Raw genomic sequence first — 21,384 nt, 5'->3', positions numbered from 1 at the left:
GCCCGTTCCGGTCGGGGCCACGATCGCGGCAGCGGATGCCCCGCCTGCCCGCGCCGCCGTCAAGGCCGCGCCCGCAGCACGCCGGGCCGCGACCATCGTGCCCGCAACGCCCGCGGCGGCGCAGCATCCGGGCCTGTTCGATTTTGACGAGCCGGAATTCGGAGAGTCCGAAGACGACCTGAGCACGGTCACGGTGACGCTGTCGCCGCTCGAGCTGACCCGGCTGCAGCAGCGGGCCGCCCGCGCCGGCGTGGGCATCGAGGAGTTTCTGCGCGGCCTGATCTGAGCGGCACCGGTGCCGCCAGACGCGGCGTGAGACCATGGACCAATGCCCTTGACACCACTCACCCCTGACGAACTGCACGCCTTCAACCTGCTCCTGACCGAACACCGCACCGAGATCACGGACAAGATCCAGGCGCTCGCCGATACGTTCGCCGGCGTGCAGGGCGCGCGCGGCGACGGATCGACGGATGGCGCCCACGACGCCGAAGCGTCGTCGCTGCGCACCGAGTGGTCGCGCATGTCGAAGTTCCAGGGCGAATTCGAGGTCGAGCTCGGCGCCATCGACCGGGCGCTGGCCCGCGTGGCCGACGGCAGCTACGGGTTCTGCACCCGCGCCGGCGAGCGCATCGGGCAGGAACGCCTCGAATACCGTCCGGCCGCCGAACTCTGCATCGCCTGCGCCCGCCAGCTCGAAAGCTCCCGCCGCCGCTGACCCCCAGGCGCTGAACCCCAAGGCGCTGAACCCCGAGGCGCTGACCCCGTCGGCAGCTAATCCGAGTCGCTGATCCCCTGCTGGGCCAGGCTCGCCGAGTACTCCTCGATCAGGTGATCCGCGGTCAGGTAGGCGAGGGCCTGGATGGTCTCGTTCGGGTTATAGCCGCCGTAGCTGACGAATTGGCCGCCGCCGACGGCGTAGAGGCCGGCGCATCCGTGCACTTCGCCGTAGGCATCCGTCACCGAGGTCGCCGGATTCTCGCCCATCCGATGCACGCCCACGTCATGCGTGGAGAGGTGGTACGGCGGCCGCGGGGCGTCCATCCAATAATCGGTCGCCCCCATCTCCCGGGCGATGTGCTGCTTGTAGCGGCCCAGCAGGGCCACCGAGTTGGCATCGTGGTCTGTCCAGTCGTGGGTTACCCGCAACGCGGGTTGCCCCCAGCGGTCTTTCACGAGGGGGTCCAGGTCGCAGAAATTCTGCGGGTGCGGAAAGTTCGTCGTCTGCGAGTACATGCGGTGCATGAAGCGGTAATTGTCGCGCATCCAGTGCTTGAGGTCGAGGCCGAATTTCTTCACCCGTCGATCCATCAGGTGATACGCCTCGATCGGCTGCAGATCGCCGGCCACGCTCATGATCGGAGACCCCCAGAGCACGCCGAGGTCGTTGTCGGGGACCATCTCGGAGGTGAAGTCATCGACCGCGCTCGACGCGTTCGCCGACCCGATGAACGGGTTGGTGGCCACCGGCAGCACCGAGGTGAACCGCCCGAAATTGTGGGTCATGAAGTTCTTACCGACCTGGCCGGTGGCGTTGATGCCGGACACCAACAGCAGGCGCACGTTCTGCAGGGCGTGGGCGCTGAGGATCACCGACCGCGCCGTCGCCTCGCGTTCCGCGCCCGCACTGTCGATGAACGTCACGCCGCGCACCTGCCTGCCGTTGGCCGACCGATTGATGCGCAGTACCCGGCTCAGCGAGAGCAACACCAGGTTGCCGGTGGCCTGCGCCGCCGGAATGCTGGTGATGTGGGTGCCCGATTTTGCGCCGACGTGGCACGGGTAGCCGTGGCAGAAGCCACAGTTCACGCAGGCCGGGCGCCCGCGGTACTCCTCGGAGTTGATCGCCACGGGCTGGCGAAACGGATGCAGCCCCAGCCGGGTTGTCGCTTGAACGAAGGGCACATCGCCGGGGCCCTGGGGCACCGGCGGCATCGGGTAGTCCCGGGCCCGGAACGGATCGAACGGGTTGCCGCCCTCCTGCGGTTCCCCGTTGATATTGCCGCCGCGCCCGGACACGCCCTGCTCGTATTCCACCCGCTCGTAGTACGGTTCGAGGTCGGTGTAGGTGATCGGCCAGTCGGCGAGGGTCGACCCGTCGGGAATGGCGGCCTCACCGAAGCGGTCGGCGATGGCGGTGCGCATCTGAAAGTCGGATTCGCGAAACCGGTACGACGACGCGGCCCCATGCAGGGTGCCGCCGCCGGTCCCGGTGGACGACTGGCCGAAATAAGAAATCGGTTGCCCGAACGGCCCTGACGACCACGGCAGCAGGCGCGCCTGCGCGGTGACGGTCGGTCGCCAGGTGACCGGATCTACCGCGATCGTCGTCAACTGGGATCCGTTCTGGTGATAGCGCATTTCGTCCTGAGTCACGGCAAAATCCTCGGGACCGTGGTCGGCCCCCTTTTCAATGGCCAGCACCCGCAGCCCCGCCTGGGTCAGCTGCTCCGCGATGACGCCGCCCGCCGAACCCATCCCGACGATGATGGCGTCGTAACGTTCGGTCATGGTCGGTCCGCCGGCACGGTGGATCCCAACACGGCAACCGGGTCACCCCCGGCCCCCTCCTCGAACTGGTCGTCATTCTCGGCCGCTGCCGTGCCGTGGCGCTTCTCGTGAATGCGCCGGTACAGGTCGTTCACCGTGACGATCGGCACCTCCGACGCGTTGAACCCGGGCATGAGCTGCTCGTTGGAATATCTCTGTTGAGCCCCGGGAAAGCCGATGAGCGCCCAACTGGCGGCGTCCCGGTTGCCGCCGTAGGCCGGGTCACCGAAGTATCCCTGCACGGTGTGTTCGCGCACGATCCGAAAGAATTGGCCGAGAAAAGCCTGTTCGTCCGCCGTGACGAGCCGGTCAAGCTCCTCCACCACCGCCTCCTGCAAACGACCGTCGAGAAAACGGAACAGGGACCCGAAGCGTGCCTGCGAGTACGCCGACAGGGCGCGCAGCCCGTCGCGGTAGACCGGCTGCAGGTCCTGCAGGTTGCCCGCGAGGGCATGGTCGATGTACTCGGTCACGCCCGCTCCCTTCGCCCCGGGCGAGCCCGGCTCATCGGGGATGATGCGCGCCAGGAGTGCGTCCATGAGGGATGCCTCGGCCGGGGTGAAAAAGAGCAGCGTGTAACCCGACGTGACCGGGGCAGTGGAAAAAGCCATAAGAAGGTGAATCTAAATCACTTAAGATCGGTTTGCAAGCATCCGCTCGGTAATGTCGGCTCCGGCACATTGAAGGGCGTCGGGGCCGGTGCTAGCGTGCCTGCATGGTTCAGGACCAGGTTCTCGGCGGCGCCCGGCCGGACGGCGCCCAACTCTTCGTGCGCTACGCGTATCCGCCCAACGCGCGCGGCAGTTGCGGGCCGCCCGACAGCGACGCGCTGCTGCACTATGGCCAGGCGGGCGTGACGGATGCCGGACTGCGCGAACTCGCGAAGGGTTTCGCCGGCGCGTGGCCCTACCTCGAACTGATCGCCGCGAGCACCGGGATTCGCGATCCGCTCGACCACCGCGTCGTGGAGGCTTACTGGGTGGGCAATCCCCTGCTCGAGCGGGTCGGCATCACGAACATCGGCAACTCCATGGAGGACCGGTTTCGGGCGCGCACCGGGCGCCAGTTTTCCCACCTGATGGAGGGCGTGCTGGCCGGCGGGGTGCCCAACCACAGTTTCCACGTCTTCGAGGTGTACCCGTGGCTCGGCCTGCTGCGCGACGACCGTCGGGCGGGAACGGCGCTGACGGTGCTCGATGGCTGCCGCATCCGCTGGGGAGAAGTCGTGGAGATCAGCGGTGATGAGGCCGTGGTGAAATCTCGACACCTCGCGTGGGACGGGATCTCCCTGACGCTGAGCGGCTCGACGGTGGAGACCGCCCGGCACGCCGTCGCGGGCACCGGGTTCATGGCCGATCTCGCAGTGGGCGACACGGTGTCGCTGCACTGGGACTGGATCTGCGACCGCCTCACGCCGGGGCAGGTGCGGCAGCTGCACGGTTACACCCAGCGGCACCTGCGCATCGCGAACTCCGGCGTCGAGCACCGCGGCACCGCCGTCGCCCTCGACCACACCCTCTGACCCGGCGGCTCTGACCCGGCGGCTCTGACCGCGGGGGCGGGCGCAGTGCGCGGCGACGGATGCTGCGCCCCGCGTCCGTGAAGCACCCAGAGGTCGACCGGGCCACACTTCTCCCGCGCAGCGGCGCAGTACGGCGCTCAGGCGACCGTTGACGGTCCGCAGAAGTCGGCCAACGAGTTGCGCGGTAGGTGCGCCGCTGCGCCGCAGGCACGCCCACCGCGCAGCGGCGCACCTACCGCGCTCGAGCCGCCGAGTGTGCTCACTGCCCCGCGAACGCGGGTGCGTTCGCGGCCGGAGACGCGGCCCGCGCGGCGGACCGGGGGCGGCGGCGGGCGAGCACACCGTGGCGGGGGGCGAAGACCCAGGCGAGCAGGAACGCTGCGGTCAGTACGAGCACGATCGTGCCGCCGGTCGGCAGATCCCACGACCACGACACATAGAGCCCGACCAGAGCGGATGCCGCCCCGATCACCGGCGCGAGCAGCATCATCACGCCGAGCCGGTCGGTCAACAGCCGCGCCGCGGCGGCCGGGGTGATGAGCAGTGCGAGCACCAGGATGTTGCCGATCGTTTGCACCGAGATCACCACGGCGAGGGTCACGAGCACGTACAGCACGATGTCGAGCCAAAACACCTTCACGCCCATCGAACGAGCCATTTCGCGGTCGAGGGTGATCGCCACGAGTTCCTTGTGCAGCAGGAAGGCGACCAGCAGGATCACCAGGCCGGTGCCGCCGACGACGAAGAGGTCTTCGTCGGGGATGCCGGTTATCGATCCGAACAGAAACTGCTGCAGCGACCCGGCGTAGCCCGGCGCCTGCGAGATCACCACGATGCCCAGGGCGAACGCGGCGACGAAGAAGACGCCGATGATCGAGTCCTCCTTGAGGCGCCGGTTCTGCGAGAACAGGGCCACGAGCACCGCGGTCAACACCCCGGCGATGGTGCCGCCGAGCACGAGGTTGCCGCTGATCACGAAGGCGACGGCGAGGCCCGGAAACACGGCGTGCGCGACGGCATCGCCGATGAAGGCCATTCCGCGCAGCACCACATAGGTGCCGATCACCCCGCAGACGATCGACGACATGACGGCGATCAGCAGGGCCTTGGGCAGAAACGACAGGTCGGGATTGATCAGGTCGAGAAAGAAGTCGATCGGGCTCATCGGGCCAGCTCCAGAATTCGTAACAGCGGGCTCGTCTCGCCGACGCCGAAACAGTCCATCCAGACCTGGGCCTCGGTGAGCTCGTCGGGGCGACCGGCGGCGACCACCGTGCGGTTGAGCAGCGCGAGCCGGTCGCAGCTGTAGAGAGCGGATGCCAGGTCGTGTGTGGTCATCAGCACCGCCCGGTCATCGCGGGCGAGCGACATGAACAGTTCCGAGAGCAGTTCCTGCGTGGGCATATCGAGCCCGGTGAAGGGCTCGTCGAGCAGCAGCGTCGACGGCTGCAGCGCGAGGGCCCGTGCCACGAGCACCCGCTGGCGTTGCCCGCCGGAGAGTTCCCCCACCGGACGCTGCCGCAGGTCGTTCATGCGCACCCGGTCGAGAGCATCACCGACCGCAGCCCAGTCGGCCTGCTTCGGCCGTCGAAACAGGCCGAGGGCGCCGGTGCGGCCGCTCATCACGACGTCTTCGACGGAGATCGGAAAGTCCCAGGCGAACTCGTGCCGCTGCGGCACATAGCCGACGTTGTTGCGGCCGGCGCGGGTCGGCTGGCCGTTGATGAGCACGCGGCCGGCCACGGTGGGCACCAGCCCGAGAATGGAGCGCAGCAGGGTAGTCTTGCCGGCGCCGTTCGGCCCGATCAGGCCGACCAGTTCGCCGCGAGCGACCTGCAGGTGCACGTCGTCGAGCACGAGCCGACCGCCGAGCTCGACGGCCACCCCCTCGACCCGCACCGCGGCATCCGTCGACCGGGCTCCGGGCGAAGCCGCACCAGTCGAGGCGGCCCGTGCCGGCTCAGCCCCGGCAGGATCAGCCCCGGCAGACACAGCCTCGGCAGTCGCCGAACGGGCAGACGCCACGTGGGTCACAACCACGCCGGTCACCGGGTCGCCCGAGCGGCCAGCGCGAGGCGCTTGGCGCGGTTGCCGCGCAGCACCACGAAGGTCAAGCCCACGATCAGCAGTAGGGCGACGAGCGCGATCACGGCGATCAGAATCACGGTTGTCGATGACGCTTCATCGGCGGGTTCGGCAGCGGTATCGGCGGTCGAGTCGGCCGCGTCTGCGGTGTCGGCGGCGGCATCCGATTCGGTACTGACCAGGCTCGCGTCCAGCGCGGCCTGCGGGTCCGTGGCGTCGCCGACGGCGAAGCGCAGCGACTGGGTGTCAGAGGCCGTGCTGCCGTCGACGAGGTCGGCGTCGATGCGGAACTCGGCCAGGTAGACGCCGGGCTCGGTGAAGACCCAGTTGGCGTGGGTGTGCGTGTTCACGTCGACCCAGACCGAGGCCGGTTCGGTGCTGCGGGAGTCCCAGAGCACCTCGGGCTCGCCGAATGTGCCCGACTGCAGGTAGACGACGAGCGCGCCGGGGCCGTCGACGCCGGCCAGCGACAGGGTCACACCGCGGTCGATGGTGTCCATCACCTCGGGATCCTGGGTGTTCCAGCCGACCCAGGCCACGTCGGGGTTCTGCGTCTGCGGGATCACCGACACCGATTCCCCGGCCGGAACGCCGAGAAAGGCGTAGGCCGGATCCTCGGGCACGGGCAGCAGGGCGGCATCCGTCAGCTGGATGACCGTCTGCGACGCCTGGCGCCACACGGACTGGGCGGCGGCATCCGCCTTCGCCGCATCGTCGTGCACGAGCAGGGTGAACGTGCCGTCGATGATGCGCGGGCCGAGGTCGATGTGGCCGCGGCTCAGCACGGCGGTGTCGGTGGCAACGGTCTGGCCGGAGTCAATGCTCTGGTTCAGCGGGTCGTCGAGCGGGTCGGTGGTCGTGGCGGCGGCGGATGTCGCCGCCGCCCCCCCGAGGACGATCAGCAGCACGGTCGCGGCCGCGAACGGCAGGCGCCGGGAATGTCGGGTGTGAAGCACGTGGGTCCTGAACTTTCTCAATATCAAGGTGGGTAAGCGGATGCGCGCGGGCCTCAGCCCAGGCACCGCAGCAGGCTGTCGGCGTTGAAGCGCATCATCTCGACGTAGCTCGTGACGGTGGCATCGAAGGTGTCGCCGTAGATGGTGCACACCTCGATGCCCTGCTCGCCCGCGACCTCGGTGAGGGTCGAGGCGCGGGCGACGAGGTTGGGTTCGAGGAACACCGCCGGCACGCCGAGGTTGCGGATCGTCTCGGTGAGTTTGCGCCGGTCGGCCAGGCTCGGCTCGGTCGCCGGGTTCGGGGTGACGAATCCGGCCACGTCGAGCCCGTAGGCATCCGCGAGGTAGGCGAAGGCGTCGTGGGTGGTGACGAGCTGGCGATCGGCCGCCGGAATCGTGTCGATCGTGGCCTGCAGGTACCCGTCGAGCTCATCGAGTTCGGCGAGGTAGGTGTCGGTGTTGTCGCGGTACTCCTTGGCGCCGGCCGGGTCCTGCTCGGTGAGGGTGTCGCGCATCAGCTCGGCGTAGGCCATCACGTTGCGCACGTTCTGCCACAGGTGCGGGTCGATCTCGCCGTGCACGTGTTTGCCGAGCACGGCCTGCGGCAGCTGGTAGATCTGCGCCCCGGCCTCACCGAGAAAGTTGAACTGCGACGACGCCGGAATCTCCGCGATCGCCGTGCTCGGCACCTCGATGACGACCTCGTCGGCGGCGTACACCGTCTGGGTGCCCTCGCCGCCACCCTCCGCGTCGTACTGCACGTACAGCTCGTCGGTGTCGAGGTTGGCGGTGAAGTCGGCGTGGCCGAGATCCAGAATCGTGTGGTCTTCGGCGACGTCAGCGGGGTTGATGCCCACGGCGAAGGTGAACGTCTCGGTCGCCAGTTTCACCGGCTTCGCGTTCTGGTCAGCCTGCAGCCGGGTTTCGAGCGTCAGTTCGTAGCGGCCCGGTGCGGTGAATACCCAGGACATGTGCGTGTGCGCGTCGACCGGCAGCCGGGCGGTGTCGCCCCGGTATCCGGTGGCCTGGTCGAAGCCGTCACTCGAGTCGAAGTACACCTCGGGGTCACCGAAGGTGCCGGTGAGGTAGCCGAAGACGTCACCCGGCCCGGTGACCGCGGTCGCGCTCACGAGCACGTCCGAGGACCGGGTCGCCCCGTACTCGGTGCCGTCCCCGGCGGCCCGCAGGCCGAGCCAGACCGTGTCGAGCGACACGTTCTCGACGAGCGGGATGATCTCGGCCGCATACTTCACGGCCCCCTCGGCGAGCGAGATGTTCGGCACGCCCTCCCGCAGGTTGGCGTCGAGGGTCTTGATAATGCTGTGCTCCTCGAGCAGCATGTAATTGCTGAAGGCGACATCCGCCGTGACCACGTTGCGCACGTCGCGCAGGGACGGTTCGTAGGTGTGCGGATCGGCACTGTCGGGCACGAGCGAGGTGACACTGACCCGGTCACCGCCCACGTGCTCGGCGACATCCCGCAGGATGCCGGTCGTCGCGATGACCTGCAGGTCGGCGTCGGACTGCGGGGTGGCCGTGGTGGCGCATCCGCTGCCGCCGATCAGCACGGCAGCGCCGACCAGCAGCGCGGCGGCCCGTGCTGCTGGTCGAATTCGTGCCACGGTCATCAGTGGTCTGCGCCCGCGCTGGTCGGCAGGGCGCTCCAGCGGCGTTGACGCTGCCACAGGATTCCGCCGGCGGCCGCGCCGAGCACGAGCAGCAGCCCGAGGCCGAGCAGCAGGGCCGGTACGGGGTTGCCGGCGGCGAGGGCGGCCAGCGGGTCGCCGCTCACGTCGTCGATCGTGTCGACGGATGTCTCGGCCAGCTTTCTCTCGGCGGCCTCCGCGGCCGCCTCGGCCTCGACCTGGGCCGCGGCGAGCACCGCCGCGTCTTCGAGCGCCTTCAGCGAGGCAGCCTCGACGGCCGCCGCGTCGGCGGCATCCTCTGCTGCAATGGTCGAAGTGAGGAGCGCCGCGTTCGAGACCACGCCGCAGCCGCCGGTTCCGGCGAAGGCGGTCGCGGGGTCGACGTCGCCGACGGCGACGGTCAGCGTCTCGGTGTCGCGGCTGACCTGCCCGTTGGCCAGTGTCACGGATTGGGTGAAGGTGAGGTGGTAGGTGCCCTCGGCGCTGAACGCCCAGTTGCCGTGCACGTGCTTTCCGAGGTCGACGCTGTGGGTGCCGCCGTTCGCGAAGACGACCGACTTCACCCCGCCGAACTCGCCGTTCAGGTAGACGTTCACGCTGCCGGGGCCGTCGACGGCGTCGAGTGAGAACGACACCGGGCTGCTCGCCTGAGCGGCGTTGAGGGATTCGGTGTTCCAGCCGAGCCAGACCAGGTTGGTGTTCTGGGTCTGCGGAACCTGCCAGATGCTCGATCCGACGGTGCCGATCGAGGAGTACCCGGCGGGCAGGGTCACCCGCGACGACGGCTTCAGCCACAGCACGACCTGCGAGGGTTCCCGCCAGACGGTGGACTGGGTGCTGCCGTCCTTGATGAGCGATTGCAGCCGTCCGTTCACGAGCCGCGAGGCATAGTCGACGTGACCGGCCGAGAGAATGGTGCCGCCGGCCACGCACTGAGTCGCGGCCTGGGCCTGTGAGGCCGGCGTCGTGACCGTCGGCGCGGTCGTGCCGGTGCCGATGCCAGCGCCCGTATCGCCGGAACCGGCGCCCGCGTCGACATCGGTGCTGCCGTCATCGGGTTCGCCGGCGCCGGGGTCCTCGGTGTTCGGAGTGCCCGCGAAGCAGTCGGCAGGGTCGATGCCGGTCACGTCGACCTCGCCGACCGCGAAGGCCAGCACGAAGTCGTCGACCGCGGCTGCGCCGCCAGCCAGTGTTGTGGACCGAGTGAACGCGAGGCAGTAGCTGCCCTCGGCGCTGAACGCCCAGGTGCCGTGGGCGTGCGTGTTCTTCGGGATGACATAGCTGTCGGCGCTCGTGAGGCCGTCGCGGGTGTTGAAGCGCACGTCGACACCGCCGATGACGGTGGAGCTCGCCTCGTAGAGGGCGAATTCACCGGGGCCGGAGGCATCCGTCAGCGCCCAGTCCACACCGGTCTGGGTGCCCTCGACCGCGATCTGCTCGGTCGACCAGCCGGGCCAGAGCAGGCCCTGCTGCTGGGTCTGCGTCACCTGCCAGAGGGGGTCGCCGCGCTCGCCGAGAAACGCATAGTCGCCGCTGCCTGGAGCGGATGTCTGCGCGCCGGGCAGCACCTGCAGCACCGTCTGTTCGGGGTCGCGCCAGAGGGCGTCGCTGGATTCGGTGGTGTCCTTGATCTGGGTCTTCAGCGCGCCATCCACGAGCGCGTTCTTGTTCAGCACCGAAGCGATGTCGACGTGTCCGTCGTTGAGGATCACGGCGCCGGAGTCGGTCAGGGTGCCGTTGGGCACGTTCCAGTCGATCGGGTCGGGCTCGGACGAACCGTCGTCGTCGCTGGCAGCTTGCGTCGGCTGCTGGCCGTTCGCGCAACTGGTGAGGCCGGTCCGGTCGACGTAATCGGCGTCGTCCGGGTCGATACTGCCCGCCACGAAGGTGAGGGTGGTCGACGCGCTGCTGGTGGTGCCGTCGACCGCGGTCGTGGAGAAGGTCAGCGGCACACAGTAGACGCCGGCCTCGGTGACGTCCCACCAGACTCCGTCGCTGCGGGACATCGCCGAGAGTGTCGTGCTGCGCGGGCCGCCCGGGGCCGAGTCGAGGGCCGCCGTCTTTCGATCGCCAAAGTTGGTGAAGCTGAACTCGCCGGGGCCGGCCACGTCACCGAGGTCCATCGTCACACCGGTATCGACCCCCAGGGCGCTCGGCAGCACCCCGGTCGTGTCGATCACCAGGCCGGGAAAGTACCGGCCCGCGGATTGTCCATACCGCGAGGACGTCGTGGAATCCCAACGCCAGGTATCGGCGAAGCTCCACGAGCTCGTCGAGATCACCAGGTCGTCGGCCCGACGATTGCTGGTCGAGCCCACCGAGTCGCTCGCCGTGCTGGCCACCAGGTCGAGGCCGCCGTCGGCGAACAGGTCCAGCGAGATGTCGCCGTCGGTGGCGAGGTAGACATCCGTCGTGTCGATCGCGGGTGCGCTCTTCTGCGCAACCGGCGGCACCTCGAGATTCTGCAGCTCGCAGGGCACAACGGTCGACGCATCGACGTCACCGACGACGAGCGTGAGGATTCCGGAGTCACTCGAGCGATGTCCGTCGGCCATGATGGCGCTCGACGTCAGGTTCAGGCAGTACACGCCCTGGGCGGTGAAATCCCACTCGAAGTGCGTATGCCGGTTCACCGGGTCTTCGAAGGACTGCGGCAGCTCACGGGCGGTATTGATCGGGGTTTTCGAGCGGTCGTGCGGAGCAGTCCAATCGCCCTGCAGAATGACATCGGCGTTGTCCGGCTGGCGCACACCGTCGACCCAATAGTCGGTGAGCGTGGTCGTGATCGGGGAGATGACGGCGTCGCCGTCGACGTCTTCGGTGTTGAGTCCGGGCCAAACCCATTCCTCGGCTCCGCCGGCTCGAGGAAAGTGCCAGTACTCGGTACCGACCGGCCCGATCGCCGTCAAGTCCATCGCGTCGGTCGGCTCGGGCACGGTCTGCATGGGCTTTGTACGAGCAAGGACGATGTTGTCAAAGGACGCATAGTAGCGTTCCCGGTCGAGTCCGAAGCTCATGGCGGTGGCAATTTCGCCGTCGACGAGGTGCACGCGATAGTCGATGTGCCCGTTCTGGTGGATGAAGTGGGTTTCGACCTCGGGTTCTTCCTCGTCTTCTTCGATCACGTCGGGCAGATCGGTATCCAGCGCGCACGGCACCACGGTCTCGGGCAGATCCCCCACGTAGAAGGTGAGGGTGTCGGTCGCCGTCTTGACGCCGTTCGCCGTCGACGTCAGGCCGACGGTCACAGAGACGCAGTATCGGCCCGGGTCGCTGAACGACCAGCCGGAGTAGTGGGTGCGAACCGCCTTGCTCCACTCGGTCACCGTGGTCTGCGCGCTGGTACCGAAGCGGCTGCTGTCCCAGACCTCTTCGGTCGACATCGCATCGGTCACCCGCACTATTCCCGGCGCGGCAGCGGCAGCACCGCCGGTCACGCCGCTGAGAACGGCCGTTCCGCTCAACATCGGCAGGTCCCAGGTGAAGGACACATTTCGCCCGCGCCCGGAGATACCCTGCTCCATACCGAGCACCACGCGGGCATCGTCACCCCGCGTATAACCGTTCAGGTCGGGCACGATCGATGGGGTCGCCCACCGACCGCTGTCAGCATCGAGTTCGTCGTTGCCGAGGTGGATGATCGTGGAGTCGAACGCCGACCAGGGCTGCACCCCGAAAACGCCCTGCGTGCGGTCTGAGATTCCCAGGTCGATGTGATCAAAAGTTCCCGCGGCGACCTCGGCAGAGGCGCTGAGCTGCGGAGCGATGGCGAGGTTACCGGCCGACAGCACCACGGGCGCTTCGGCCGTCTCGGTCTCGGTCGAGCTGTCGTCGGCAGTGACGGCGGATGCCATCGTTGATGCGTAGGTGGTCGCCGCGCTCACGTCGTCACCGCCGTCGATTTCGCTGTCGGTCTCGATCTCGGTCTCGATCTCGATCTCGGTGTCGATCTCGGTGTCGTTGTCGTTCTTCCCGGCAACGCTGACGGATGCGTCATCGCCCGTCGTGACTTCGACCTCGGTCTGGTCTGCGGCCGACTCGGTGACCGCCGAGTCAACGATCTCCGGGGTTGCCTCTGCTGCGGCAGCGTCAGCGGCCACCGCTGCTGCTGCAGCTGCAGCTTCGGCCTCGGCTTCGGCTTCGGCTTCGGCGGCAGCATCCGCTGCGGCACCCACGCTGAACTGGTAAGTCGTGGCGGCCGTCGCGAGCGAGTCGGTGACGCCGGCGGCGTCGGTGACGGGCAGCGCCGCGTCGAAGGTTATCGTGTAGTCGCCGTGGGCGCTGAACGCCCACAGCCCGGTCAGGTCCGAGGTGCCGTCGAGCGACAGCGTCACGGGGGCCGCGTCGCCCGTGGGCAGCGGCGCGGTGCCGAGCAGAACGGTGCCCGCGGCATCCGTCACCGAAACGGATGCTCCCTCTGGCCCGGTCACGCCGGTCAGGTTCACGTCGGCCGCGCCCGCAGCGGTGTAGCCCGCAGGCAGCGCGAGGTGTGCGGCGCTGAACAGGCCGGTCACGGCCGACACGTCGTCGACGACGAGCAGCGTGTCGGCCGGGTCGACGGCCATGGCCGTGCCGTGCGGGTCACTCGACGCGGGCAGAATACCGAGGCGCAGTGGCGCGTCGACCGTCGTGTCGATCGTGGTGTCGAAGACGAGGTCCAGCAGGGTCGCACCGTCGGCGGGCACGGCGGTGAGAGCATCGGAAGCCGAATCGGTCGCGACGGCGTCGGCCGTCTCACTCGCCGCGGCGGGCGACGTCACGAGCAGGGAGGCGAGCAGGGCGAGAACCGTGGTGACGGCAGCGGCAGCGGTGGGCCGGCGAACGTGGGGGTGCATGGATGCTTTCCACTCCCCCGCTTGCGGACGGAGAAGATGTGTCGAAGTCTGTGTGTCATGGAGACCGGGCGGTGGCCGGACGAACGCGACGCGAATAAAGAGAACGAGAATCGTTATCGTTAACGGCGCAAGCCCCTACTGTAGCGCTACACGCATTGCCGCCGGGCACCATCTGTGCCCGGTGGCAGTGTGCAGAGGGTTCGAACTAGCCGACGACGAAGGTGAACGGGGTCAGATCGGCCGCGAGCCCGTTGCCCTCGGCGGTGAAGTCGAAGGTGTAGGTGCCGGCCTTCTCGAAGGTCCAGGTCGCGTGCTCGTGGAAGGCTTCCGGGGCATCAAGCGCATTGACGGTGAAGTCCTGCACATCACCGGTTCCGTCGAAGAAGATGTCGCTGCTGGACTGCTGCTCGACCAGGAACGTCGCTCCGGCCGATTCACCGGCGGCCGGCACGAAATCCCAGTCTTCGAGGGTGACCGAAATCTGATCGCCGTACCCGAAGATGCCGGATTCGATCAGGTCGCCGGAACCGGAGAACCCGGCGAACAGCACGCCGTTCGCATCCGCCACGTCGGGGTTCTCGGGAAGCACGAAGCCACCGAGAGCAGGAGTGTCAGTCACCTCGAACTGCGAGTCAGCCGCGGCATAGACGCCCTCGGCGTAGGCCGGGTCGCCCTCGTTTCCGACGAAGAGTCCGAGACCGGCACCGGCACCGGTCGAATCGAAGCCCACGTGGACAACATCGACGTGGCCCTCACTGAAGGAATAGTTGGCGGCGGCACTCGCGCCGGTCGCGGCGGTCAGCGTGAGCGCGACCGCACCGGCGAGGGCGGCGCCGCCCAGCACGCCGCGACGGCGGGACCGAGTGACGGACGACGGCGCGGTGGCAATGTGATGGCTCGAGGCTGCGGAAGGAGCGTTGGTGGGAAGTGTCGAGATGGAGATGATGGTGCCTTTCCAGTGGCGTGCGCGGCTCGGTCGCCGCGCTTAGTGAGAACGTTTCTCGTTAAGCCACGCTACACCCGCGCCGCCCGCGCCCCAAAATCGCCCCGGGCATCCGCTCACCTAGTTCGTGTCGAGGTCTGGACCAGTGGGTGAATCCGAGCCACTCGCGCCGTCAGGGTCGGCGCGACCGAGCATCTCGAGCCCCTCCTGGGCCTCACCGGCGGCCGTCTCGTCGACCACCTCGAGGGCGAAGCCCATGTGGATGACGACCCAGCTGCCCACGTCGAAGGCTCCGTCGTCGAGCAGGCCGACATTGATGCGCCGCGGCACTCCGGCCACGGTCACGAGGGCCAGCTGGTCGCCGAACCCTTCCACGCGTTCCACGACGCGCCCCGGAATTCCCAGGCACATTATTCGCCTCCACTCTCTTGGGTCGTGAATCCTGTCAGGTCAGCAGCCAGCAACGCGCGCACCGCGGCGAGCGCTTCGGGAACGGATGCGGCGACCTCGTCGCTCAGGCCCATCCCCTCCTCGGTGTCCCCGGCCACGCAGCCGACGAGGTAAGTGAGCGGCAGCGTACCACCGAGCGCGTGCAGTCCGTCAAGGGCCGCGAGCGGATCCATACTGTGGGCATCCGGGGCGTTCACGCCTCGGCCGGACCGGCCCGCCACGTCTTCGGGGCGAATCTGCAGCACCCGGATGTCCCCGGCCGCCGCCCGCGCGCCACGCGCCGGTAGCGCATCCACGAGAACCAACCGGTCGACGCCGTCGAGCAGGTCGTAGACCAGGTGCATGCCCCGAATGCCGTAGTCCACGACGCGCACGCCCGGCCGGGAGGCGGCGGCATCCGTCATGAGCTGACGGGCCACCTCGGGGCCGAACCCGTCGTCGCGCAGAAAGATGTTGCCCACGCCGGCGACCAGGACGCGCGCCGCCACTACATCTCACGCATCTTCAGATAGCGCTGAATATCGGGAATCGAACGCATACCGACCACCACGGCGACCGCTGCACTCGCAATGAGCGCGAAGACCGTCACGCCTCCGATGAATTTCATGACCTTCCTTTCTGCTGAAAATCCGCGTCGGGAGGCTCGAGGGGCTCGAGCTCGTCGGGCGCGAAGTAGAGGTAGCGGCCGAACCAGTCGTGCAGGTCGGCCGCGGGATCGATCTCGAGCGTGACCGCGACGTGGGTGCTGCCGTCGACATCGAAATGCACCCCGGCGACCCGTGCGGTCTCACCGGCGGAGAAGAGGTCCTGCGCATCCGCATTCCGGCGCGGGTGCAGGCGCACCCGGCTGCCGCGCGCCACGGGCACCCCGTCGATGACGACCACGTCCTGGTCGGGCCGTACACTCTCGTCGGCCTCGGGGCTCCACCAGGGCACGTCCCCCGGGTCTTCGATTTCGAACGCGGCCGTGCCCTCGAAGGCACGGGGGCTGCGCAGCGCTCCGTGCAGCTGCTCGAGTTCATCGGCGGTCATCGACTCGCAGCGGTCGATGATCGCCGCGGCTCGTGGGTCGGTGACCCGCGCCTCGGCTTTCTCTTCCTCCGTCAGCGTCAGCACCCGCAGGGTCAGGATCTCGTCGATCTCGGTCGAATCGAACAGGGCCACAGCACTCTCGGGGGCGACCGAAGGATGGTCATAGAGAATGATCGGCGACGCCAAAAGCACGTCGTCCTGCCCTTCCGGCCCCGCGAGCACGGGCCAGCAGCGCTCGTGCACACACTCGGCAGCGGATGCCTGTGCTTCGACGGGCGGGTCGAGCACCGACATGAAACCCGCGTTTTCGCAGGTCACCAGCAGATGCGTGCCGATGAACGAGGTGGCGACGGCATCCGCTTTCATAGACGGAACGCCCACCGCCACGTTTTCGACCGCGACCCGCAGGCGCAGTAGCCGGTCACCGCCGGCATCACCACCGGGCAGCGCCTCGGCCTCCAGACGCAGCGAGCCGCTCAGCGCTCGGCGACGACGCACCAGCCGACCCGGTGCCGCACCGGGCCGGCCAGATTTTTCGGAGGAGCCCGACTCGGCAAGCCACTCCAGGTCTTCGCCGGCCGGAACCGACAGGGGCACGGTCAGCCCGCGTTCCAACTGTTCCAGCGCGAAAGGGCCGAGTTCGAGCTCGCACGGCACGGCCTCGTCCCAGCTCAGCCACCGCGCTCCGTGCACCTGCAGCTCGGCAACGGGCTCGAAGTCGTTTCCGTCAGCCACGGCCCGTTCCACCGTGCGGGTTTGCAGCTGCAGAAAGCGCACGCAGACCGAAACGGTGACGGCGACCGACCGGGCAGCGGATGCCGGCGGCGCGACCCGCAGCAGGGTATCGGTCAGCATGTGGGGTTCTTCGCCGACTCCGGCTGCGGCGGCGCCGGGAGGGCCGAGGATGCCGAACTGCCAGCGGGCCTGGTTCTTCTGCGCCGACGCGCGGTAGGGGTAGAGCAGGTAACCCTCGTAGAGCACGGCGTCGGCCACGGCGCGAGCGAGGGTGAGGCCAGGGTGTCGGCCGCCGGTCATGAGCGCACCTCCCGACCCGACACGTGCTGCCGGCTCGGAGAATCCTGCGCCTGGGCGCCGGCCAGCAGGGTGGCGATCGCCGCTTCCCACGAGGTCAGCCCGAGCGAGGCCTTGTAGTGGGCGAGGTCGCCGAGCACGTCCCGGTCAAGACGGATCCAGCCGGCGTTCGGAAAATAGCGGTCCATCAGGTCGCGCCACACCAACACGGGCAGCGCGTACGAGGCTTCACAGTTCCACGGCACCTGCTCGACCGCGAACCCGGTCGCGCCGGTCATGGACACAGCGCCCTTCGTGAACACGCTGCCCGAGAACAGCAGTTCGAGCGGCACCGTGCTGCCCCGCAGGGCGTGCAGGTACTTCGCGGCGGCCACGTCGAAGTCATAGGTGCACACGAGCGGCAGGTCGACCTCGGTTTCCCCGGTGAAGCCCGACACCGTCGTGCTGCACTGCAGCCACAGAAACGACCGCAAGGTCGAGGTCCACCGGGCCCGTTCACCGAACAGGTCGAGCAGCCCGGCCTCCTCCTCGGCATCGTAGGCACGCCGTTGCGGATGAATGCGCACCTGCGAGCGCAGCGCGATCGCGTGCACGACCGCCCCGGTCGACTCGGTCACCCGCAGCCGCGCGGTCAGCTGCGGCGCGGCGGCATAAGGCTCGGCCGCGATATCGAGCACGCTGAACCCGAGGTCAAGCATCCGTGGTCCCCCTGCTCGGTCGAGCCGGTGCCTGGACACCCGTCGCGAGGCCAGCGGATGCCGCCCCGGCCGGTGCCGGCCGGCTGCGCGCCTCCACCCGGTCGAAGAAGGCGGTCAGCTGGGCGCGCGCCTCCTGGCCGCCGTCGAAACCGCGCCACACCCGCCGCAGCGCGCCGACGAGTTCGTAACAGGCGTCGATGGGCACGAGGTAGCACTCGAACTGCCCGGAGCCGACGCCGACCCTGGCACCCCCGCCGGCACCCCGCGGCCCGACCCCGTCGGCGCCGGGCGCCCGCACCAGCAGCGCTTCGGTGTCGGGAGCCACGATGTCCAGGCCCGGGTTGCGGGCCCGCACCGCGTTCCACGCGCCGAGCGGAAGCTCAGACTCGGTTGCCCCGGCCGGCCCCGGATAGAACGCGATCGTCTGCTCGGCCTGGGCATTGTCGAAGAAGAAAGCGAGCCCCACCGGAATCTCCAGTTCGTCCCACTGGCCGGCCCCGAGGTCGAAGTCGGTGAAGCGGCGGTAGCGGTCGGGCACCGAGCGGTAGCGCAGGTGCGCGGTGGCGTCGGTGAAGAGCAGGTAACAGGGCCGGCAGGTGCACAGCATGGCGCGGCTGTCGATGTCGACGACGTGCTGGTGCGGTTCGCCAATGGGTTCCCCGCACATCTCGCAGCGCGGCCCCGGGTCCACGGTCGGGCGGGTGCGGGTGATACGGCGCAGCACCGCGAATGCGGACTCCACCCCTGCTCCCCCGCTGCCGGCGTCGCTCACGAGGGCACCCCGCCGGCCAGACTGGGCATCTGGCTGCTGGGCATCAGGCTGCTCGGCACCGCCACGCTCGGCACCCCTGCGCGCAGCAGCAGCGGCAGTGGGTCGAGGTGCACCCCCTTGTCTTCGATACAGGCCCCGGCGCCGCGCACGTCGAAGTGCTTGCGGCAGGTCGGGCAGCGCAGCAACCCGCCGCCGGCGGGTGCGGCGAGCGCCCGCTGCAGGGTTGCCCCCGCCATCGAGGCCGCGCAACGCGGGCAGTAGTCCCGAAACACGAACACCTCAGCGCTCGTGCGGGTCGCCAGAATCGGCACCCCCGCCACGATGAATCCGGCCACCTCCCCGGGGTCGAGGTCGGCAAGCTCGGGGACGGGCTCCCAGGAACCGCCCGCATCCGCGCTCGCGGGAACGGGTTCCGGGGCATCGGCCAGGCGGATGCGCAACGCCTCCACCGGGATCACCGCCGCCACTTTCGCGGGTTGCTCCACGTCAATGCGGGTGACCTCGGGGGCTGCCCGTTCGATGGCGTCCTCGACGGCGAGCTTCAGGGTGACCGACGAGGAGGGGCATCCGTTGCAGCTGCCGAGCAGCCGCAGCCGCACGACCCCGTCGTCGCTGAGGCCGAGCAGTTCGACGTCGCCGCCGTGCGAGCCGAGGTAGGGGCGCACGCTCTCGAGGGCGGCGGCGACCCGGGTCGGGGCGTCCTGTGGATGCAGGCCGTGCACCAGCAGCAGCCCCGAAATCAGCTCATCGGAGACGAGGGCATCAACGATCGACGACGCGCCGGGTGCGTGCGTGCCGGGCGCGGCGTCGAGCGCGGATGCCTCGGCCCGGCCGATGCGGGCATCCGTCTGGCGGGCGTCCGTCTGGCGGGCGTCCGTCTGGCTCGCGTCGGATTGGCTGGCAATCGTGAGCACGTGTTCGAGTGCTTCTCCGTAGAGGTCGGTCACCTGACGCACGAGGTCTTCGGCGCGCTCCCGGGCCAGCATGCCGCCCGCCCCGAGCGCATCGATCAGCGTCGCGATGCCGGTGGCACGCACCTCGCCCATGGCTACTCGCCGGTCAGCGTCTGCGTCGGGGAATGCAGCAGGTCGAGGGTCTTGCCCTCGCCGAGGTACATGTGCACCCCGCACGGCAGGCACGGATCGAAACTGCGTACGGTGCGCATGATGTCGATGCCCTTGAAGTTTTCCCGGTCATTCTCCTCGAAGATCGGCTGGCCCTGCACGGCGTCTTCGTAGGGGCCGGGGGTTCCCGAGGAGTCCCGCGGGCTCGCATTCCACGGGGTCGGCGGGTAGGGGTGGTAGTTGGCGATCTTGCCGTCGCGAATCACCATGTGGTGGCTGAGTACACCGCGCACGGCCTCGGTGAAACCGCAGCTGACGGCCTCGTCAGGCACCTCGAATTTCTCCCAGGTCTTGGTGCGCCCGGCCCGAATCTCGTCGAGAGCCTTCTCGGCGAAGTGCAACGCCGCCGCGGCCGCGTAGGCCTGAAAATAGGTGCGCGCCCGGTTGCGTTCGAGGGTGTTGCTCCACTGCGGAATCGTCCACTCGAGGCTGACCGGCCCTTTCAGGGCGGTCTTGGGCAGCTCGATCTGCACGCTGGTGCCGGTGGCCTTGAGGTAGCCGATGTCGACGAGCCCGGCGAGCGCGGTCGTCCAGAGCCGGGCGAGCGGGCCGCCGCCGGTGTCGAGGGCGAGGTTGTCGGTGCCGTCGAACCAGCGCGGCGACATCACCCAGCTATATTTGTCGTCTAAGTCCCGGCGCTGCGGCTGGGGGTTGGTGTGCTGGTTCCACGGATGCCGGCGGTCGACGGGGTTACCGAGCGGGTCCTTCGTGACGAACATCTCCTGCCCGGTCCAGTCCTGGTAGTACGACGAGCCGAGCATGATGCGGATGCCGAGGTTGATGCGCACGAGGTCGGTCGTGACGAGCTTGCCGTCGACGACGACACCGGGGGTGACGTACATCTTGCGGCCCCACTCGGTCATGTCCTTGTATTCGAAGTTGCAGTACTCCGGGTCCTGGAAGGCTCCCCAGCAACCGAGCAGGGTGCGCCGCAGCCCGACCTGTTCGTAGCCGGGCAGTGCTTCGTAGAAGAAGTCGAAGAGGTCGTCGTGCATCGGCACGACCTTCTTCATGAATTCGACGTAGCGCATCAGGCGGGTGATGTAGTCGGTCATCAGCTGGATCGTCGCGACCGTGCCGACTCCGCCGGGATACAGCGTCGACGGATGCACGTGCCGGCCTTCCATCAGGCAGAACATTTCGCGCGTGGAGCGGCTCACCTGCAGTGCCTCGCGGTAGAACTCGCCCGTGAAGGGGTTGAGGGTGCGCATGATGTCGGCGATGGTGCGGTAGCCGTGGTCACCCTCGTGCGGGGCGCGGGTGTTCTCGGCGAGCGCGAGAACCCCGGGGTTGGTCTCCTTCACCATCTTTTCGCAGTAGTCCACGCCGACCAGGTTCTCCTGGAAGATGTTGTGGTCGAACATGTACTCGGCCGCTTCGCCGAGGTTCACGATCCACTCGCCGAGGTTCGGCGGTTTCACCCCGTAGGCCATGTTCTGGGCGTAACACGAGCAGGTGGCGTGGTTGTCGCCGCAGATGCCGCAGATGCGGCTCGTGATGAAGTGGGCGTCGCGCGGGTCCTTGCCCTTCATGAAGATGGAATAGCCGCGAAAGATCGACGAGGTGCTGTGGCACTCCACCACCTCACGGTTGTTGAAGTCGATCTTCGTGTAGATGCCGAGGCTCCCCACGATGCGGGTGATGGGGTCCCAGTTCATCTCGACGAGGGAGTCATCCCCCGGCGCCGAGTGTGCGGGGGTCGGGATGGTCGAGGTCATTGCTGGCGCCTTTCTCGTGGC

The 21,384-nt window shown here is 68.5% G+C and carries 19 protein-coding genes; 3 read left to right on the top strand and 16 right to left on the bottom strand.

Features of this window, described 5'->3' with window-relative positions; genetic code table 11:
* Both D6T64_RS22565 and D6T64_RS07025 read left to right on the top strand, forming a co-directional pair.
* Positions 1-286: hypothetical protein (locus D6T64_RS22565; RefSeq protein ID WP_158594838.1), on the top strand; the 286-nt coding region annotated here is incomplete at its 5' end.
* A gap of 42 nt (positions 287-328) precedes the next feature.
* A complete protein-coding gene (locus tag D6T64_RS07025; protein ID WP_119973584.1) occupies positions 329-718 on the top strand; it encodes a TraR/DksA family transcriptional regulator in 390 nt (129 codons plus the stop codon).
* A gap of 56 nt (positions 719-774) precedes the next feature.
* Here D6T64_RS07025 and D6T64_RS07020 read toward each other — a convergent pair whose 3' ends face one another.
* Entirely contained in the window at positions 775-2,511 is a 1,737-nt protein-coding gene (locus tag D6T64_RS07020) for a GMC family oxidoreductase (protein WP_119973582.1), read from the bottom strand.
* On the bottom strand, positions 2,508-3,161 hold the full coding sequence (locus D6T64_RS07015) for a gluconate 2-dehydrogenase subunit 3 family protein (protein ID WP_119973580.1): 654 nt from the start codon (positions 3,159-3,161) through the stop codon (positions 2,508-2,510). The genes D6T64_RS07020 and D6T64_RS07015 overlap by 4 nt, the downstream gene beginning before the upstream one ends.
* 104 nt (positions 3,162-3,265) lie before the next feature.
* Here D6T64_RS07015 and D6T64_RS07010 point away from each other — a divergent pair, with 104 nt between their 5' ends.
* Positions 3,266-4,072 carry a DUF6390 family protein gene (locus tag D6T64_RS07010; RefSeq protein WP_119973577.1) on the top strand — a complete coding sequence of 269 codons (807 nt, stop codon included), beginning with the start codon at positions 3,266-3,268 and terminating at the stop codon, positions 4,070-4,072.
* Positions 4,073-4,331: 259 nt separating this feature from the next.
* Here the strand turns inward: D6T64_RS07010 and D6T64_RS07005 are convergent, their stop codons facing one another.
* The 14 genes from D6T64_RS07005 to D6T64_RS06945 all read right to left on the bottom strand — a co-directional run bounded on the left by D6T64_RS07005 (position 4,332) and on the right by D6T64_RS06945 (position 21,363).
* A complete protein-coding gene (locus D6T64_RS07005) occupies positions 4,332-5,237 on the bottom strand; it encodes an anchored repeat-type ABC transporter permease subunit (protein WP_119973574.1) in 906 nt (301 codons plus the stop codon).
* Positions 5,234-6,121 carry an anchored repeat-type ABC transporter ATP-binding subunit gene (locus D6T64_RS07000; RefSeq protein ID WP_233550895.1) on the bottom strand — a complete coding sequence of 296 codons (888 nt, stop codon included), beginning with the start codon at positions 6,119-6,121 and terminating at the stop codon, positions 5,234-5,236. Before D6T64_RS07000 ends, D6T64_RS07005 begins: the two co-directional genes overlap by 4 nt.
* A complete protein-coding gene (locus D6T64_RS06995) occupies positions 6,118-7,113 on the bottom strand; it encodes a choice-of-anchor M domain-containing protein (protein ID WP_233550894.1) in 996 nt (331 codons plus the stop codon). Before D6T64_RS06995 ends, D6T64_RS07000 begins: the two co-directional genes overlap by 4 nt.
* Before the next feature lie 53 nt (positions 7,114-7,166).
* On the bottom strand, positions 7,167-8,735 hold the full coding sequence (locus D6T64_RS06990; protein ID WP_233550893.1) for an anchored repeat ABC transporter, substrate-binding protein: 1,569 nt from the start codon (positions 8,733-8,735) through the stop codon (positions 7,167-7,169).
* Positions 8,736-8,740: 5 nt separating this feature from the next.
* Positions 8,741-13,594 carry a TIGR03773 family transporter-associated surface protein gene (locus D6T64_RS06985; protein WP_119973567.1) on the bottom strand — a complete coding sequence of 1,618 codons (4,854 nt, stop codon included), beginning with the start codon at positions 13,592-13,594 and terminating at the stop codon, positions 8,741-8,743.
* Between the two features lie 205 nt (positions 13,595-13,799).
* On the bottom strand, positions 13,800-14,438 hold the full coding sequence (locus tag D6T64_RS06980) for a hypothetical protein (RefSeq protein ID WP_119973565.1): 639 nt from the start codon (positions 14,436-14,438) through the stop codon (positions 13,800-13,802).
* A 219-nt stretch (positions 14,439-14,657) separates the two neighbouring features.
* Positions 14,658-14,948 (bottom strand): HypC/HybG/HupF family hydrogenase formation chaperone, encoded by a 291-nt coding sequence (locus tag D6T64_RS06975; protein WP_119973562.1) that lies wholly within the window; start codon positions 14,946-14,948, stop codon positions 14,658-14,660.
* A complete protein-coding gene (locus D6T64_RS06970) occupies positions 14,948-15,475 on the bottom strand; it encodes a hydrogenase maturation protease (RefSeq protein WP_119973560.1) in 528 nt (175 codons plus the stop codon). The genes D6T64_RS06975 and D6T64_RS06970 overlap by 1 nt, the downstream gene beginning before the upstream one ends.
* Positions 15,475-15,594, bottom strand: a complete 120-nt coding sequence (locus D6T64_RS23635; RefSeq protein WP_377011093.1) for a DUF6893 family small protein — start codon at positions 15,592-15,594, stop codon at positions 15,475-15,477. Before D6T64_RS23635 ends, D6T64_RS06970 begins: the two co-directional genes overlap by 1 nt.
* The gene (locus D6T64_RS06965) at positions 15,591-17,054 is read right to left on the bottom strand and encodes a hypothetical protein (RefSeq protein WP_119973558.1); all 1,464 of its coding nucleotides are present in this window, start codon (positions 17,052-17,054) and stop codon (positions 15,591-15,593) included. Before D6T64_RS06965 ends, D6T64_RS23635 begins: the two co-directional genes overlap by 4 nt.
* Positions 17,051-17,749, bottom strand: coding sequence for a DUF6084 family protein (locus D6T64_RS06960; protein WP_119973556.1), 699 nt, complete (start codon positions 17,747-17,749; stop codon positions 17,051-17,053). The genes D6T64_RS06965 and D6T64_RS06960 overlap by 4 nt, the downstream gene beginning before the upstream one ends.
* Entirely contained in the window at positions 17,742-18,521 is a 780-nt protein-coding gene (locus tag D6T64_RS06955; RefSeq protein ID WP_199719089.1) for a DUF5947 family protein, read from the bottom strand. Before D6T64_RS06955 ends, D6T64_RS06960 begins: the two co-directional genes overlap by 8 nt.
* Positions 18,518-19,567: a NifU family protein gene (locus D6T64_RS06950; protein WP_119973551.1), complete on the bottom strand. Its 1,050-nt coding sequence runs from the start codon at positions 19,565-19,567 to the stop codon at positions 18,518-18,520. The genes D6T64_RS06955 and D6T64_RS06950 overlap by 4 nt, the downstream gene beginning before the upstream one ends.
* Positions 19,568-19,569: 2 nt before the next feature.
* Positions 19,570-21,363: a nickel-dependent hydrogenase large subunit gene (locus tag D6T64_RS06945; protein ID WP_119973549.1), complete on the bottom strand. Its 1,794-nt coding sequence runs from the start codon at positions 21,361-21,363 to the stop codon at positions 19,570-19,572.
* Positions 21,364-21,384: the final 21 nt, after the last annotated feature.

This window comes from Cryobacterium melibiosiphilum (assembly GCF_003602235.1).
In the GTDB taxonomy this organism is placed as follows: Bacteria; Actinomycetota; Actinomycetes; order Actinomycetales; family Microbacteriaceae; genus Cryobacterium; species Cryobacterium melibiosiphilum.
Note: the sequence above shows the minus strand (reverse complement) of the source record. Positions and strands in the feature narration are given on the sequence as shown.

What these genes read in the sequence shown, in the direction of transcription:
- D6T64_RS07025 (WP_119973584.1), top strand. Translation starts at nt 329, where the DNA reads ATGCCCTTGACACCACTCACCCCTGACGAACTGCACGCCTTCAACCTG.
- D6T64_RS07020 (WP_119973582.1), bottom strand. Translation starts at nt 2,511, where the DNA reads ATGACCGAACGTTACGACGCCATCATCGTCGGGATGGGTTCGGCGGGC.
- D6T64_RS07015 (WP_119973580.1), bottom strand. Translation starts at nt 3,161, where the DNA reads ATGGCTTTTTCCACTGCCCCGGTCACGTCGGGTTACACGCTGCTCTTT.
- D6T64_RS07010 (WP_119973577.1), top strand. Translation starts at nt 3,266, where the DNA reads ATGGTTCAGGACCAGGTTCTCGGCGGCGCCCGGCCGGACGGCGCCCAA.
- D6T64_RS07005 (WP_119973574.1), bottom strand. Translation starts at nt 5,237, where the DNA reads ATGAGCCCGATCGACTTCTTTCTCGACCTGATCAATCCCGACCTGTCG.
- D6T64_RS06985 (WP_119973567.1), bottom strand. Translation starts at nt 13,594, where the DNA reads ATGCACCCCCACGTTCGCCGGCCCACCGCTGCCGCTGCCGTCACCACG.
- D6T64_RS06975 (WP_119973562.1), bottom strand. Translation starts at nt 14,948, where the DNA reads ATGTGCCTGGGAATTCCGGGGCGCGTCGTGGAACGCGTGGAAGGGTTC.
- D6T64_RS23635 (WP_377011093.1), bottom strand. Translation starts at nt 15,594, where the DNA reads ATGAAATTCATCGGAGGCGTGACGGTCTTCGCGCTCATTGCGAGTGCA.
- D6T64_RS06965 (WP_119973558.1), bottom strand. Translation starts at nt 17,054, where the DNA reads ATGACCGGCGGCCGACACCCTGGCCTCACCCTCGCTCGCGCCGTGGCC.
- D6T64_RS06960 (WP_119973556.1), bottom strand. Translation starts at nt 17,749, where the DNA reads ATGCTTGACCTCGGGTTCAGCGTGCTCGATATCGCGGCCGAGCCTTAT.
- D6T64_RS06950 (WP_119973551.1), bottom strand. Translation starts at nt 19,567, where the DNA reads ATGGGCGAGGTGCGTGCCACCGGCATCGCGACGCTGATCGATGCGCTC.
- D6T64_RS06945 (WP_119973549.1), bottom strand. Translation starts at nt 21,363, where the DNA reads ATGACCTCGACCATCCCGACCCCCGCACACTCGGCGCCGGGGGATGAC.